This window comes from Virgibacillus sp. LDC1 (assembly GCF_025792345.1).
In the GTDB taxonomy this organism is placed as follows: domain Bacteria; phylum Bacillota; class Bacilli; order Paenibacillales; family Paenibacillaceae; genus Paenibacillus_AQ; species Paenibacillus_AQ lautus.
Map to the genome: position 1 here is coordinate 1,037,725 of NZ_JAOXLZ010000001.1, position 15,264 is coordinate 1,052,988.

13 protein-coding genes are annotated in these 15,264 nt (G+C 49.9%); 9 read left to right on the plus strand and 4 right to left on the minus strand.

The window, feature by feature from the left end; all coding sequences use genetic code 11:
• Positions 1–3: 3 nt before the first annotated feature.
• A complete protein-coding gene (qoxA, locus tag OHJ21_RS04910) occupies positions 4–1,008 on the minus strand; it encodes a cytochrome aa3 quinol oxidase subunit II (protein WP_486019392.1) in 1,005 nt (334 codons plus the stop codon).
• Positions 1,009–1,713: 705 nt separating this feature from the next.
• Here qoxA and OHJ21_RS04915 point away from each other — a divergent pair.
• The 5 genes from OHJ21_RS04915 to OHJ21_RS04935 all read left to right on the plus strand — a co-directional run bounded on the left by OHJ21_RS04915 (position 1,714) and on the right by OHJ21_RS04935 (position 6,812).
• The gene (locus OHJ21_RS04915; protein WP_486019393.1) at positions 1,714–2,661 is read left to right on the plus strand and encodes a sensor histidine kinase; all 948 of its coding nucleotides are present in this window, start codon (positions 1,714–1,716) and stop codon (positions 2,659–2,661) included.
• On the plus strand, positions 2,658–3,290 hold the full coding sequence (locus tag OHJ21_RS04920) for a response regulator (protein WP_100536577.1): 633 nt from the start codon (positions 2,658–2,660) through the stop codon (positions 3,288–3,290). Before OHJ21_RS04915 ends, OHJ21_RS04920 begins: the two co-directional genes overlap by 4 nt.
• A 189-nt stretch (positions 3,291–3,479) precedes the next feature.
• On the plus strand, positions 3,480–4,412 hold the full coding sequence (locus OHJ21_RS04925) for an ABC transporter ATP-binding protein (protein WP_394056602.1): 933 nt from the start codon (positions 3,480–3,482) through the stop codon (positions 4,410–4,412).
• A gap of 16 nt (positions 4,413–4,428) precedes the next feature.
• On the plus strand, positions 4,429–5,709 hold the full coding sequence (locus OHJ21_RS04930; protein ID WP_486019394.1) for an ABC transporter permease: 1,281 nt from the start codon (positions 4,429–4,431) through the stop codon (positions 5,707–5,709).
• Complete coding sequence (locus OHJ21_RS04935; RefSeq protein WP_165789610.1) at positions 5,709–6,812, plus strand: ABC transporter permease; 1,104 nt, start codon at positions 5,709–5,711, stop codon at positions 6,810–6,812. Before OHJ21_RS04930 ends, OHJ21_RS04935 begins: the two co-directional genes overlap by 1 nt.
• A 97-nt stretch (positions 6,813–6,909) precedes the next feature.
• Here the strand turns inward: OHJ21_RS04935 and pdxR are convergent, their stop codons facing one another.
• On the minus strand, positions 6,910–8,358 hold the full coding sequence (gene pdxR / locus OHJ21_RS04940) for a MocR-like pyridoxine biosynthesis transcription factor PdxR (RefSeq protein ID WP_486019395.1): 1,449 nt from the start codon (positions 8,356–8,358) through the stop codon (positions 6,910–6,912).
• Between the two features lie 142 nt (positions 8,359–8,500).
• Between pdxR and OHJ21_RS04945 the strand changes: the two genes are divergently transcribed.
• The 4 genes from OHJ21_RS04945 (at position 8,501) to OHJ21_RS04960 (ending at position 10,965) form a co-directional block, all read left to right on the plus strand.
• Complete coding sequence (locus OHJ21_RS04945) at positions 8,501–9,118, plus strand: LysE/ArgO family amino acid transporter (protein WP_100536582.1); 618 nt, start codon at positions 8,501–8,503, stop codon at positions 9,116–9,118.
• A gap of 109 nt (positions 9,119–9,227) precedes the next feature.
• Positions 9,228–9,446 carry a hypothetical protein gene (locus OHJ21_RS04950; RefSeq protein WP_486019396.1) on the plus strand — a complete coding sequence of 73 codons (219 nt, stop codon included), beginning with the start codon at positions 9,228–9,230 and terminating at the stop codon, positions 9,444–9,446.
• 53 nt (positions 9,447–9,499) lie between these two features.
• On the plus strand, positions 9,500–10,075 hold the full coding sequence (locus OHJ21_RS04955; protein ID WP_486019397.1) for a GNAT family N-acetyltransferase: 576 nt from the start codon (positions 9,500–9,502) through the stop codon (positions 10,073–10,075).
• 77 nt (positions 10,076–10,152) lie between these two features.
• Complete coding sequence (locus OHJ21_RS04960; RefSeq protein ID WP_486019398.1) at positions 10,153–10,965, plus strand: sugar phosphate isomerase/epimerase family protein; 813 nt, start codon at positions 10,153–10,155, stop codon at positions 10,963–10,965.
• A 666-nt stretch (positions 10,966–11,631) separates the two neighbouring features.
• On the opposite strand, the gene OHJ21_RS04965 is transcribed toward OHJ21_RS04960, so the two are convergent.
• Positions 11,632–13,476, minus strand: a complete 1,845-nt coding sequence (locus tag OHJ21_RS04965) for an ABC transporter ATP-binding protein (protein WP_486019399.1) — start codon at positions 13,474–13,476, stop codon at positions 11,632–11,634.
• Positions 13,469–15,205, minus strand: a complete 1,737-nt coding sequence (locus OHJ21_RS04970; RefSeq protein WP_486019400.1) for an ABC transporter ATP-binding protein — start codon at positions 15,203–15,205, stop codon at positions 13,469–13,471. Before OHJ21_RS04970 ends, OHJ21_RS04965 begins: the two co-directional genes overlap by 8 nt.
• Between the last annotated feature and the right edge of the window lie 59 nt (positions 15,206–15,264).

The following is a 15,264-nucleotide window of genomic DNA, read 5'->3' on the forward strand; positions in this document are numbered from 1 at the left end:
GATTTAATGTCCTTCATGTTGATGATTTGGGCTTTCTTCAGCCGGGAAGTTCGGCAGCGGTTCGTTTGGATCCACGTTCGTTTCGCTGTCAAATTCCGTTTCTTCCGTTGTTGCAGGATCCGGGTGGACGTCTTTATGGTCCTGATGCTCCTCATTGCCGTTGACATCACCGCCATGGTGATGGTCTTCGGATGGCGGCGGGCTGAAATCCAGATGCGTGTTGGAGAAGGTCATTCGTCCGACATGCGCGGTGTCCAGAAGCTTCTTGAACTCGTCTTCCTTCAGTTCAGGCGCGGTGTCCTTTACATCCTTAACCCACTCATCGTACTCGGCCGAGGTCATGGCAAGGGCTTCGAACTCCATATGGGCAAAGCCTTCGCCGTTGAAGTTCGCGTTACGGCCCATCATGGAACCCGGTACGTCGGCCACCATGTTCAGCTTCGTGATCATGTCGCTCATCGCGTACTTCTGCCCGTGAAGCTGAGGGATCCAGAAGCTCGTGATCGGACCGAATGAATACAGTCTGAACTCAATCGGACGATTGGTTGGAATGTTGACGTAATTGACGGTCTCAATTCCTTCTTCCGGATAGCTGAAATGCCATTTCCAGTTCGAAGAGGAAGCGTAAATGACCAAAGGCTCTTGGTTCTCATAACCTTCCGGCACGTTCTCGACGGCCACCGTCGTTTTGACGGTTACGACCGATAGCACGGCAACGATCAGGATCGGTATGGCAGTCCACAGAATCTCCAGCCATTTGTTACCCTCTTCATGAGGCGGTTCGTAACCTTCGTTGGATTTCTTGGCTCGGTATTTGGTGAGCATGTAGATATAGAGCGCGTAAACTACCGCTAGAATTCCGACCATCATGAGAATGGAGAATATGATTGTATCGGATAGGGTTCTGGCAGCCGGTCCTTTGGGATCTAATACCGTGAGCGAGCTGCATCCCGATAAGAGCAAGGTAAAGCCTAAAAACAATGCAAATAACGGCCCTCTTTTGTTCATGATGTACCCCTTTCCTTGAAACGTTCGTTCGATTCAATGTTACTGACACATCTATAGTAGAAAGTTCCGGTCGGCTTTGCAAAACACATAAACTTGTATAATTAACAGATAAATCCATATTCGTGTCAATGTATGTAATTTTATGTGTTCAAATTGTTACAAAAGGGGATGGTTGTGAGCGAAATCATTGTAGTGGCGCGGTTTCGGGGCAGTTCATACATTGTTCAAACTTTCACGAGAGTTACCAGTTTCGTCACAATTTTAGGCCTGTTTTTCGCTGTGATTGCCCTCTGAGCTTGTCGAATAAATCCCAGTATTGATAAGGGTTTAGGCCTGTATGTATATTTTTTCACAATAATATCGAAGCGATTTTTTATTTCCAATTTACTTATTTCCCCAAAAGTATCGAATAGGCTTGTGATATGATATAACTAAAATTTGGAACGGTATTTTTTATTGTAAATTGTGAAACTCTTGATAGGAAAGAGAGGAGAGCATGTGCGGTCGTTCTGGATATGGTTTTTATTTCTTCTTTTAAGCTGGCTATGCGCCTTCATTCCAGTACTCCAGCATGTTAATCCGGATCAATTGCCTTGGAGATTGGGGAGCAGCGCCATTTTCTTCACTGGCTTTTTTTTATCGCCGTTATACCGCGCCAAGCCTGCAATGCTATTTATCACACTGCTCATTGCGTCAATATGTTCCGTGATCTCCTTATGGCCTACCACTACGAATGCAACTGACCCGTATATTCTGCTGGTTTATTCCATTCTTGCGGGAAAAGCCGTGTATCGGCTCTCCGCCGTTCATGCCGCCTGCATAGGATTAGTCCTGACCGCAGGTGCCATCGCACCCGGCTTGTTAGGATACTCCGGATTACCATGGCTGTTTCTCGCGCTTTACTCTGTTATTCTCGCGATTGCTCTTACCCTGTTTCGCACCACCTGGTCCCGTTATGAAGAATCGGTTGTTCGAAATGAAACGCTGCTCAGTGAATACCGTAATATGAAACGTCGTCTTATAACGGACGAGCAGCATGCGAGGCAGGAGGAGCGGGCTCAGGTCGGGCGCGATATCCATGACTCCGTCGGGCATAAATTAACGGCGCTGCTCATGCAGCTGGAGATGCACCGGATGCAGGCAGACGGGGAAACCGCCGAGGTTCTGAAGGGGCTCAAAGCCCTTGCCAAGGAAAGTCTGGAGGAGACCAGGAATGCGGTGAAATCCATGAAACAGCAGGAGACCAGCGGACTGCCCGCGATCATTGGACTTCTCCGGCGCTTGGAATCCGAGAGCTTTATGCGCGTAACGCTAACGGCGCGGCATGGAGCACTTACTGTGCCTTTAAACAATATCCAATCCATTGCGGTATACCGTGCGGTTCAGGAAGCCATGACCAATGCGATGAAGCATGGGAGCACTCGAGAAGTGCATATCATGTTTGAAGCGCCTGGAGGCGGGATATTTCGTTTTGAGGTAAGCAATCCGTATCACCGGAGACGCGATACATACCGGGAGGGCTATGGTTTAAAAGCGATGCGAGAGCGAATGGAAGAGGCTGGGGGCGAGCTTCAAATCTCTCAGTACGACAACCAATTTATCGTTCGCGGAACGTTATTCATGTCCAAGTTCATAGAGGAGGGAGTCCGCTGATACGTATATTATTGGCAGAGGATCAGGCCATGGTTCGTCAAGGTCTGAAGATGATGATCGAAAGCGATTCGGATATGCTGGTTGCCGGTGAAGCTGGCAACGGCAAAGAGGCTGTAGCATTATGCGAAAACCATATCTTTGACGTCGTTGTGCTGGATATCCGAATGCCGGAGATGAACGGATTGGAGGCTGCTCGCATCATACGTTCACGATGGCCAAAGACGAAAGTGCTGATGCTGACGACGTTTAACGACGACCAGTATGCGGTCGAGGCGCTAAAGAGCGGGGCTAGCGGGTACATGCTGAAGGAGGCGGAGCCGGAGGCGTTGATTCGCTCGATTCGAAGCTGCTTGAGCGGCGGGTTGTCGCTCCAGGAGGATGTGGCGGCCAAGGTGATTCCTAAACTTCTGGAAGAGAAGAAAGCACCCGTCGTTGATGCTTCGATTACCCCGCGGGAGCTGTCCATCATACGTCTGGTAGGGGAAGGGCGCAGCAACCGCGAAATCGCAGACGAGCTGGGTTTGTCGATCGGAACGGTCAAGAATCACGTCAGCCAGATTATGGACAAACTTGATGTAAGAGACCGGACGCAGCTGGCGATTTATGCCATACGGCACAATGTGGTTTGATTCGCGAGAGAAGGCGATACCCTGTTAAATCCGAATCTAACATGACGGAAGTCATGGTTCGGAATCAAAGCAATGACCGAGGGCAGTGATGGCACTGCCTTTTTGCATATACACTTGTAGCTGTGGACGATATGAACGAAGGGCACCAAGACAGCTTAGGTGTTCATATCGAGAACGGGGGGAGACATGATGCTGGAAACCGTAGAACTTCGAAAAGTGTTTAAGGGCAAGACTGCTGTGGAGGAAGTCAGCCTGTATCTGGACCGGGGGGAATCCGTCGGATTGATCGGTCCGAACGGCGCCGGGAAATCGACAACCATCTCCATGATATCATCCTTGCTGAAACCGACGGGCGGCGATGTACGCCTGAACGGCAAAAGCGTGCTTAAGCATCCGCAGGACATTCGCACCGTATTAGGCGTGGTGCCTCAGGAAATTGCCTTGTATGAGGAATTGACCTCGTATGAAAACCTTAAATTTTTCGGGCGCGTATATGGATTGAACGGAAAGGAATTGGAGATAAAAATTCAGGAGCTGCTTGAGACGGTCGGCCTTCGGGATCGCCAGAAGGAGTTAATTAGAACCTATTCCGGAGGCATGAAGAGGAGGATCAATATCGCAGCTGCTCTGCTGCATGATCCGCAAATCGTCATCATGGATGAACCGACCGTAGGCATTGATCCGCAGTCCCGCAATCATATTCTTGAAACCGTCCGGCGTTTAAACCGGGACAATGGGACAACGGTACTGTACACAAGCCATTACATGGAAGAGGTAGAGCAGCTGTGCAGCCGGATGTACATCATGGATCACGGGCGGATTATCGCTTCAGGCACGAAGGAGGAGCTGCAGCACATCTTGTCCGGTGAGGATACGCTGATCATCCAGCTGAATCGCCCAAATCCGGAGCTGGCCGAGGAGCTTCGATCCATTGAAAGCGTCAGGCAGGTTGAGGAGACGGAACATGGCCTGAAGCTCATTGTCATGAAGAACAGTTACATTCTGTCCGGGATCGTGCAGACTGCGGAACGCCTTGGGGTACAGATTCAGAATATTCATATCCAGTCGCCAAGTCTCGAGGATGTATTTCTTCATTTGACCGGCCGCAAGCTTCGGGATTGAGAGGAGGGACGGACGTTTGGGCGTATTTTTCAAAAAAGACTTTCTCGTCTATTGGAGAGACCGGAAAGAGATGCTGATTGCTTTGTTTATGCCATTAGCGCTAATCCTGGTTCTCGGATTTGCCTTGCCGAATTGGGTAGAGAATTCGAATGAATCCCTTGAGATGAGCGTCGCATTGGTCGTGAAGGATCGACATGAAGAGGGAGTCCATGCCTTTCAAGAAAGCCTAAAGAATATGTCGATCAGTACGGAAGAGAAGAACGAACTGAGTAAAGCAGCCGCGAATTTCCAACCGGAAGCCCTATTAATGAATATGTTCGGTGACGATGAGGTTGAAGAATTTCTTCAAGTTGCTGCATTGGATGACCAGACTGCCCAAGTACAGCTGAAGGAAGAGAAAGTGGAGGCCATCATAACCATTCCTGAGGCATATACGCTGGGTGCACTTAACAAGCTTCTCCTGCATGAGGGGGACGGTGCGGTTCTGACTTTAACGGCGCTAGAGAATTCGATGAAAGTGAATATTCTGCAAAATATGCTGGATGGATTTTTAGGTGCCGTTAATTATCAGGCTGCGCTGGACAGCGGAATGGAAGGACAGGAAAGCAAGGGGGAGGGCGAGCTTGCACTGGCGAACAGCCCTGTCGGCGGATTGGAACAAATCGAAGGTGTGGACATGATCACCTCGTTCCAATATTACGCACTGGCGGTCAGTATATTTTTTGCGCTGTCCGTCTCCACAACAACGGCGTCCAAATCGATCACGGAAAAGCGTGAGATGGTATTTATGCGTCTCCTTCTTGCCGGAACCCATCCATTTCGCTACTTGTCCGGCAAGGTTGGGTCGACCTTGTGCATGTCTTTGCTTCAATCTTGGGTACTGATCATGGTCTCACACTTTCTGTTTCAGCTTTTTCCGGGGAAATCCCTGATCTTCTGGATCGGTTTGACCCTCCTCATCTTCATGCTGTGCCTAACGGTCGCGGCGTTATCCGCGCTTTATACAGCGATGCTGTTCCGAATGAAGGACGCTGATGTGGCAACCGGCATTTCATTCATACTGCTTGTTGTGCTCGGCGTCATCGGAGGGAATCTGGTGCCGATCTATATTTTGCCGGATTGGCTCATGAACATCGGCAGCGTAACCCCCAACGGCTTGGCCTTAATGTCCATGATTCAGTGGATTCAGGGCAGTCCGTTTCAAGAGCTATGGCTGCCGATTCTGTACCAAGGGGTATTCTTCATCGTTATTCTAGCTGCGAGTTTATGGATCTTTCCAAGAAGGGGGCGGATCTGATGGCTCCCATCTTATTATCGCAATGGATGAAAGAAAAGCGAAATCCGTGGATGATCATCATGTTCATCGGTCTGAGCATATTAGCTACGCTTATGTTCGGAGGGAGCGTTGACAGCAAGATCAAGATTGACATCTTCACCGAAGACGGGGCGGTGGAAAAGTCTGAGGCCAAGTGGATCGAATTGCTGAATCAAAACGATACGTTCGAATTTCGAATTCAGGATGAACAGGCGGCAAGAAAAAAAGTGCGCGAGGGACGCGCGGATCTCGCCGTGAAGCTGGTCTCTGACGATTATCGCATCATAGCCGCAATGGATAACCCATACGTCCAGCTGGCTGACCAGCATCTCCGTACGGTATATGAACGAGAGCAGCAGCTTCGGGCCGCAGCGGCAAACGTGCAAGATGAAGCGAAATTCCGCGAGCACGTTTATGCTTATATGGAGAAACCACCCTTGCGTCTCCAATCCGAGTCGCAGGGTGGGGGAGAACTCGTTCGTCATGATATGGGACTTCAGCTGCTGTTTGGATTTTCGTTATTCTTAGTCATGTTTACGGTTGGTTTCAAGGTGAACACGATTACGAAGGATAAAACCTCCGGCGTTTGGAATCGGCTGATTCTGTCTCCTGTCCGAAAAACGGAGATGTATATGGGTCACCTGTTATACAGCTCTTTGATCGGCGTCTTGCAGATCATCATCGTGCTGCTTATCTTTCGGTATGGTTTCGGCTTCGACCTTGGAGACCATTACGGCTTGCTGCTGCTGGTCATTGTGATCTATATACTGACTATCGTCGCGTTATCCATGCTCTTCGTCGGCCTATTGCAGTCGCCCGAGCAATTTGGGACGCTGTTTCCGTCCATCATTCCGATCCTGCCGCTTATCAGCGGGGTATATATGCCGCCAGGCACGATCACCAATCCGATTCTGCTTGGCATCGCGGAAGTCATACCGCTGACTCATGCCATGAAAGCATTAACGGGAATAGCTGTGTACGGTTATGGCATTGCGGATCTCTGGATCCCGATTTCCAAATTGCTTCTCATTGGGGTATTGTGCATGGGCATAGGCATTAATCTGATGGAACGGCGTCATGTGTAGGTGACAGGTATAGATTAGAGATTATGGAGCGGGCACGCTGATAAAAGGAAAGGGCCTTCCCTGTGGACCAAAGACCTCGGGAGCGCCCTTTTTTTCATTACAACGCATGGAGTCGGATAAGCTCCGCAAGCCGGATAAGCCCGCTCTCCAGCTGATCGTACGAGGCGTAAGCATAGGATAGGCGCAGATGCTGCTGGTCGTTACGATCATAAATATTTCCCGGATTAAGCAGAATGCTCTCCTTCAGCGCCTGCTCAAATAAAGGGCGAATGGAGAGGAGGTTCTTGATGCGAAGCCAAATATAGAATCCACCTTGAGGGATATTCCAGTGTGCGATATCGTGGAAATATTGCTCCAATAACGCTAGGGTAAAGTCTCGGCGTCTCATCAGCTCTGCCCGGATATGATCGAGATGATTCTCGTATAACCCGCTGGAGAGCCATTCGGCGACGGCATGCTGGGAAAGTGAGCTGGAGCCGTAATCGGTTTGCATTTTGATGTCGGACAGCCGGTCGATTACCGGCTCAGGCCCGACGATCCATCCGATGCGCAGCCCGGGACCCAGGGTTTTGGACATACTGCCCATATAGAGCACCAGGCCTTGTTGATCCGAAGCCTTCAGAGGGGATGGTGAGGGGGAATCTAGCCATAAATCCCCATACACGTCATCCTCGATTAAGGGCAGCCTTTCCTGTGCGCAAATCCGAAGCAGCTCTGCCCGCCTGTCGGCAGACATCAGCGTTCCGGTAGGGTTATGAAAGGCAGGGATGGTATAAAGCAGGGCAGCTCTGTGTTGGCGCTTGAGTCTTCCGATGGCTTCCGTTCGGATTCCGTTCTCATCCATAGGGATGCCGTGCAAATGCATGCCGGCGGATTGAAACACATGGATCGAGTTCAGGTAAGAGGGATTCTCCACCAAAATGGAGGAGCCGTGATGCAGCAGCCCCAGCGAGATCAGCTGTAAGCCTTGCAGCCCGCCGGAGACGATGAGTATGGAAGCAGGGGAGGCGATAATCCCTTTCTTTTTCAGATGCTCACTGATGATCTCTCTTAAGTACAGGCTCCCTTTCGGTTCCGAGTAGCCCAAGGTGAAACGGCCGGACATCTTGCCGCTAAACGTCTCCCGCATGTGGTCAGTCGGAAGGAGATCAGGCGAGAGCTCGCCTGTTCCGAGACGGATCATGTCCGAATCGGTTTCCGCACGATTGATTTGCTGGATCATATGGATGTTGGGCTGATAGGAGCCGGATTTCACATATTGATTCCAATCAGGCGGAGGTGTCGCAGCGAGTAAACTCCAGGTATTGTTGATAATTACGGTCCCTTGTCCCACGCGGGATTCGATTAAACCGTCTGCGGTGAGCTCACCAAGCGCATACACAATGGTGCTGCGGTTAACTTGAAATTTGGCAGCCAGATCACGCTGCGTGGGAATCCGGGTTCCGACCGGCCATTCCCCGTTCATGATTCTGCGCTTGATATCATCATAAATTTGCTGATGAAGCGGCACATCGGAGTGCTTATTCAATTTCCAATCTTCAGCCATAGGTAGAGGTAAACCCGCTTTCATGTAGGAATATGCCTCAGTATAACTCATTGGTTGGGTCAAACGCCAACCAATTGGTTGGAGACGCAAGCAAAAACCTCCATTACAATGGTAAAAATATTTGTTGGAGGTTTGTTTGCATATGATAGGTGTCATTGTACATGGATTCATTCTAGCTTTAGGTCTTATTCTTCCTTTGGGCGTGCAGAACGTGTTTGTATTTAATCAGGGAGCGGTACAAGCCCGCTTCGTCAAGGCACTGCCCGCCATGATTACCGCATCGCTATGTGATACGCTGCTGATCTCATTAGCGGTTCTGGGAGTATCCGTTGTTGTTCTGGAATACGAGTGGATCCGAACGGTGTTGTTTTCATTGGGGATCTGTTTCCTGGTCTATATGGGGATCGTGACCTGGAAGAGTAAACCTTCGGGTCAAGCGCAAGAAGAGGCTCGTTCGTTTACCTCGAAGAAGCAGATTGTTTTTGCCATGTCCGTATCCTTGTTAAATCCGCATGCCGTCCTGGACACGATGGGGGTCATTGGCACAAGCTCGCTCCAATATGCCGGGATGGATAAAGTGGTCTTTGCCGTTGTATGCATCGCAGTTTCATGGTTGTGGTTCTTGGGCCTTGGAATAGCAGGCAGGGCAGCGGGAAGGATGGATCCATCAGGGACATGGTTGTCCACGTTGAACCGAATATCAGCGTTGATTATGTGGGGAACAGCTGTATACCTGGGGGTTCGTTTGATTCTATCTTAGCTTGGACACGATGCCTGATTTTTTTATTATAGATGATAAATCCCTTTGCCCACTTTTCTTCCAACCTATATAATGAGCCTAATTCAAAAGGGTATAAGGAGGGGGAGTTATGGAATACAGATTAGTAAAGGCGGATCGCAAGGTGTTCTCGAAATATTTTGCTACCTATTATAAGAATAATTGGTTTAGACCGAGCTGGGGTGATTTAACCAAGGTTTTATCGGCTTCGGACGACGGTTACTGGGTTATCTCAGGTGACGATAAAGCGGCTGGGGTTTATTTGTCTGACAACTCCATCGGACTTGTATTTGGCATCCCCCCTATTTAATTACCACCAAGATGATCGATGACATCAAGAGGCATCTCATCAAATCTTGGAATTTGACAGAGGATCTGCATGCATATAACGTTCTGGCTGAGCAGGAGATCGCTTTTCGTGAAACGGGTTTCGTTCGGGTTGAATCCAGGCAATGCATGATGCGGCCTACCGAAGAGCTGGACGCATCGATGAGTCTCAATTATTTGCATAGAAAACCGGCAATAGATGATAGGTCTAAGATTGCAGAGGTGTTTAAGGAAGCATATGCTAATGGCCCGGATGAGCGGGAAGTCGGGGTTTATGCTGATGATGCGGCACGATATTTTGACGTAGTGCCCTCCAAGCTGTTGGGAGCATCTTCCGTAGTATATGACCGAACAACGGAAGAAATCGTCGGCGTATGTTTGATCTCTTTATGGGAGGGCTTGCCACTCGTCTATAGTATCGCAGTATTACCCCAACATCGAGGAATGGGGTTGGCGAGCGCGATGCTGGATAGGGCGTTAACCGTCTTGGAGCCTGATTATCCTGTGCTGCGTCTTTTTGTAACGACGGGAAATCTCGCGGAGCAGTTGTATAGGAAGAAAGGTTTTCACTCCGGCGGGGAATATCATCATCTTAAATACACCATCGAGTAAGATAGGATGCGTAGGTGTTTTGGAAGTGTGATAAACGGAAGCTAGTTCTTTCATCCATTCTCTGAGGAGGTATTCAGTTGAACATTTCGATTGGCGGTTATTCTTTTTATAATACGTTTCTGGAAGGCAAAATGGATGTGTTCGGTTATTTGGAGACAGTGAAGTACCGGTACCGAATGGATGCGGTTGATTTGTGGAACGGTTTTTTTATCGATCGGGGCGACAGCGAATATAGGCTTGCGGATAAGAGCTACATCCGGAAAATCAGAGAGGCACTGGATGAGAAAGAGATGAGGGTGGTCAACTTTGCTGTGGACGGAGCGCACCTATGGGATCCTGACCCGGATATTCGGCAGAGGCTGTATGAGAATGCGCTGGTTCATCTGGATGCCGCTGAAATCCTGGGCGCCGAAACCGTGCGGATCGACACCGGCGGCAGTTATAAGGGATCGGAGCCGATGACTTGCGAACAGTTCGAGTATACCGTTAAACGTTATCGGGAATATGCGAATCGTGCAGCGGATGGCGGTTATACCATTGGTCCGGAAAATCATATGGGCGCATCGCTGCTTCCGCGAGAAATGAAACGGCTTGCCGAGGAAGTCCATCATCCGGCTTTTGGTTTTCTGCTTCATCTTGGTAGATGGAAGGCTGATGAGGCTGAAGGTGATGAGATGGTTGCCCCATGGACGGTACATACTCATTTTGACGCGAAAACAGCGGTTCATCCCGATGCGGAGGAGAAGGTACGGAGCCTGCTCGCAGGCGGATACAAGGGTTACTGGGGCGTCGAATACAATGCGCCGCGCAACCAATATGTGGAGATGGAATGGATTATCGGGGCTGTGAAACGGATCGTGAGTAATGCCAGTCGGGTTGAGTTGGAATGATGAAATCGACGGGATGGTTGCCTTGCATTGAATTGAAATGCATTGCATTGCCGTGAATTGCATCGAATTTGTATTGCATTTGTATTGCATTTGTATTGCATTAGTTTTGCTAACGGACTGAGCTTCCGTTATTTAGTTAAAAAAGATGAATTTAACTAGTTTAGAGGACATGAGATACGTTATTCGCCGTAAAAGTGTGATTATCGCCCTATTTAACTAAAATAACGGACCTGGTGTCCGTTCGATTTGCGAAATGAGCTGTTTTGATGGAAATAACGGACCTGGTGTCCGCTCGATTTGTAGATTGAGCAGGTTTGATCGAAATGAAGGGGCCTAGTGTCCGCTCGATTGGCGAATTCAGCGATTTTGATCGAAAGGAAGGCGCCTAGTGTCTGTTCGATTCGCGAAAAGTGCTGGGGTGATCAAAATAGAGGTGTTTGGGTCCGGCGTGCTTAATGGTAAGAGTCTCATCCCCATTAGTCTTGGATTGGTACAGATGCTTTATCTTGGTCTGCATCTGCCCCCTTCAGTTATAAGGGGAAGGAAGCTGTGTGGTAGACTGCGCTTTTGTACGCAGATCATTTATCCTTATAGCAGAAAACAAGAGAGCCGGTTTCATGAACCGGCTCTCTTGTTTGTTGTCAGCAGCCTGTAAGCAAGGCCGCTTCAACCGCTTAACTTAAACTGGCTGTTGTATAACTCGTAATAAAAGCCGCGTTTGGTCAGCAGCTCTTCGTGTGTGCCGCGCTCCGTGATACCGCCTTGATTCATGACGAGAATCTGGTCAGCCTCACGGATCGTGCTTAGACGATGAGCGATGACGAAGCTCGTTCGGCCCTGCATCAGGGTGCGCATGGCGGTCTGAATATGCATCTCCGTCCGCGTATCGATGCTGCTGGTAGCTTCGTCCAGAATCAGAATGACCGGGTCGGCAAGCACCGCGCGCGCGATCGTCAAGAGCTGCCGCTGGCCCTGGCTCAGGTTGCCTCCACCCGAGAGAAGCTGCGTATCATAGCCTTCGGGCAGCTTCATAATGAAGTCATGCGCATTGGCAAGCTTGGCGGCAGTTTCGATCTCTTCGTCCGAGGCATCAAGCCGGCCGTAGCGGATGTTCTCCCGAATCGATGCCGAGAATACATAGGCATCCTGCAGCACGATTCCCAGCTTGCTCCGCAGATTGTCCTTATCAAGCAGTCGGATATCGACCCCATCAATGGTGATCACGCCAGAATCGATTTCATAGAAACGGGTGAGCAGATTGATGATGGTGGTTTTGCCGGCGCCTGTCGGACCGACGAGCGCAATGGTCTCACCCGGCCGAGCGGTAAGTGAAACATCCTTCAGGATCGGGACGCCCTCCTTATAACTGAAGCAGACTCGGTCAAATTGTACCTCCCCATACATGTCATCTGCTGTATTCTCGTCTTGATTGTCTTGGTACTCGGACTCGGTATCGATAATCTCAAAGACCCGTTCAGCACCCGCCACAGCAGATTGCACCAGGTTGAATTGATTCGCCAAATCGTTCAGCGGCCGTTGAAACTGCTTCGAGTAGTTCAGAAATGCAACGACAACCCCAACGGTAGTAAAATCCTTGAATGCCATGTACCCGCCAACCGCCGCTATTAAAGCAAAGCTGACGTTATTCAGCACGTTCATAACCGGACCGACGGTACCCGAGTAGATCTGAGCTTGAATGCTGGCATCGGTCAGCTTCTTGTTCATGACATCGAACTGCGCAGCGGCATGCCGCTCCCGGCGATATACCTGTACGACCTTCTGACCCGAGACGGTTTCCTCGATAAAGCCATTAAGCTCACCCAGCGTGCTTTGCTGCTTGGAGAAATGCTTCCTTGTCCGGCTTGCTACCGTCTTTGTGAACAGCATGACAAGCGGAATGGTCACCATACTGAGCAGCGTCAGCCATACATTGAGGTACAGCATGATGGCAAGCGATCCAACCAGGGACAGTACGCTTGAGATTAGCTGGGTTACGCTCTGATTCAATGTCCCGGAGACATTCTCGATATCGTTGGTTGTGCGGCTCATCAATTCGCCGTGCGTCTTGCTGTCAAAGAATCGCAGCGGAAGGACTTGAAGTCTTGCAAAAATATCCCTCCGCATAGCCTGAATAGACAGCTGGGAGACCTTAACCATGACATGCTGCTGCAGCCATGCCGTGAGTGCGGTACCTGCGTAAACCGCAAGAAGCACCGCACACAACCCCATGAGTCCCTTAAAATCTCCGGGAATGATGTAATGATCCACCGCATTTCCCAGCAGGTAAGGAGCAACCAGAGACAGAATCGTTGTGATAAGCGTGAACATGAAAACAGCGATCATACCGCCTTTAAATGGTTGAATGTAACTCCAGATCCGGCGTATCGTTCCCATCGTATTTTTGGGCTTGGCCTTGGCCATCGTCATTCCACGCATGGGGCTGCCGCCGCGCATGCTCAGATCCGGAGCGTCCGCATGGACATGCTTTGATCCCTGATCCGGTTTAGCCATGGGAAGACACCTCCTTGCCGAATTGCGATTGATAAATATCCTGGTATAACTCACAGGAAGCAAGCAGCTCGCTGTGCGTACCCTCCGCTACCAATTTCCCATCATCCAGCACCAATATAAGATCGGCATCGATTACAGAAGAGATCCGCTGGGCAATCATGAGGCAGGTGCGGCCGTTCATCAGCCGGGCCAACTCTTTCTGAAGCCTGGACTCCGTACCCATATCGATGGCGCTTGTACTGTCATCAAGAATAAGAATGGCGGGACGAAGCAATAATGCCCGTGCAATGGAGATCCGCTGCTTCTGGCCGCCGGAGAGGTTCACGCCTCTTTGTCCAAGGATCGTATCGTACCCATCCGGCATGGACGAAATGAATTCATGCGCCTGCGCAGCCTTGGCTGCTGCAATCACTTCTTCATCGGAAGCATCCGCTTTTCCGTAGCGGATATTGTCCCGGATCGTGCCTGTGAAGAGGATAGATTCTTGAAGTACGATGCCAATTCGTTCGCGTAACGCCGATAAATCGTATTGTCGCACATCGGTTCCATCGATGAATATCTGCCCGGAAGTTACATCATACAGGCGGGGGAGCAGGGATACCAGAGAGGTTTTTCCCGAACCGGTTGCCCCCATAATCGCGACGGTCTGCCCCGGTCGAACCTTGAAACTGACATGATGTAAAACGGGCTTCTGAATCTCCGGTTTATAGGAAAAAGTCACCTGGTCAAATACGATTTCTCCCTGCTTGTATGCGTTCATCGTCGGATGAACAACGTTCACGATCTCGGATTCTGTATGCATGACTTCCTGGATACGATCAGCGGAAACCTTGGCTGTAGAGATTCGAACCAGCATCATCGCCACGGAGGAAACGGAGAACAGCACCTGTGTCACATAGTTGATAAAGGCTATCAGGCTTCCCACTTCAAATGAGCCATCAATCGCGTTCTTCCCGCCGAGCCATAGGACAATCACGATACTGATGTTCAATATCATGGTCAGGATAGGCATATTCAGCGCAACGATCCGTTGTGTTTTAACCGAAACTTGCGTGAAATCGGTATTCGCTTGATGGAATCGATCCTGCTCATACCCGGCTCGCACGAATGCTTTGGATACCCGGATGCCGGCGAAATTCTCCTTCAGGACCGTATTCACTTTATCGAGTTTCTTCTGAACGGTGGCGAATAAAGGGAGGGTGGCCCGGATCAGGAAGAACATCACAACGAACAATAACGGAACGGCAATGGCCAGAATGATGGCGAGCTTGGGACTAATGATCACCGCCATAATGATACTTCCAATCGCGAGAAATGGAGACCGGACGAAGATGCGCAGCAGCATCTGGATCATGGTCTGAAGCTGAACGATGTCGCTCGTAAGTCGAGTGATAAGTGAACCGGTTGAGATATCGTCCAAATTACGGAACGAGAGGGTTTGAACCTTGCGGAACAAATCCCGGCGCAGGTCGGCACCGAAACGCTGCGAGGCAATGGAAGAATAGATCGTACATCCGAGACCTCCAAGCAGCCCGATGGCAGCCGCACCCAGCATGATGAGACCTGTATGGAGAATGTGTGAAGTATCGTTCTGCATGACGCCTTGATCAATAATGCTGGCCATGAGAATGGGCTGGAGCAAATCCATGGCAACCTCCAGCAGCATAAGAAGCGGTGCAAGCAGGGCCGCAGCCCAGTGGGGACGTAAATAACGAAATAATTTGAGCAAGAATAATGGCACCTTCTTTATTCTTTTTAGTCTAAATACCAAGTTAAGCCATAGGCTCC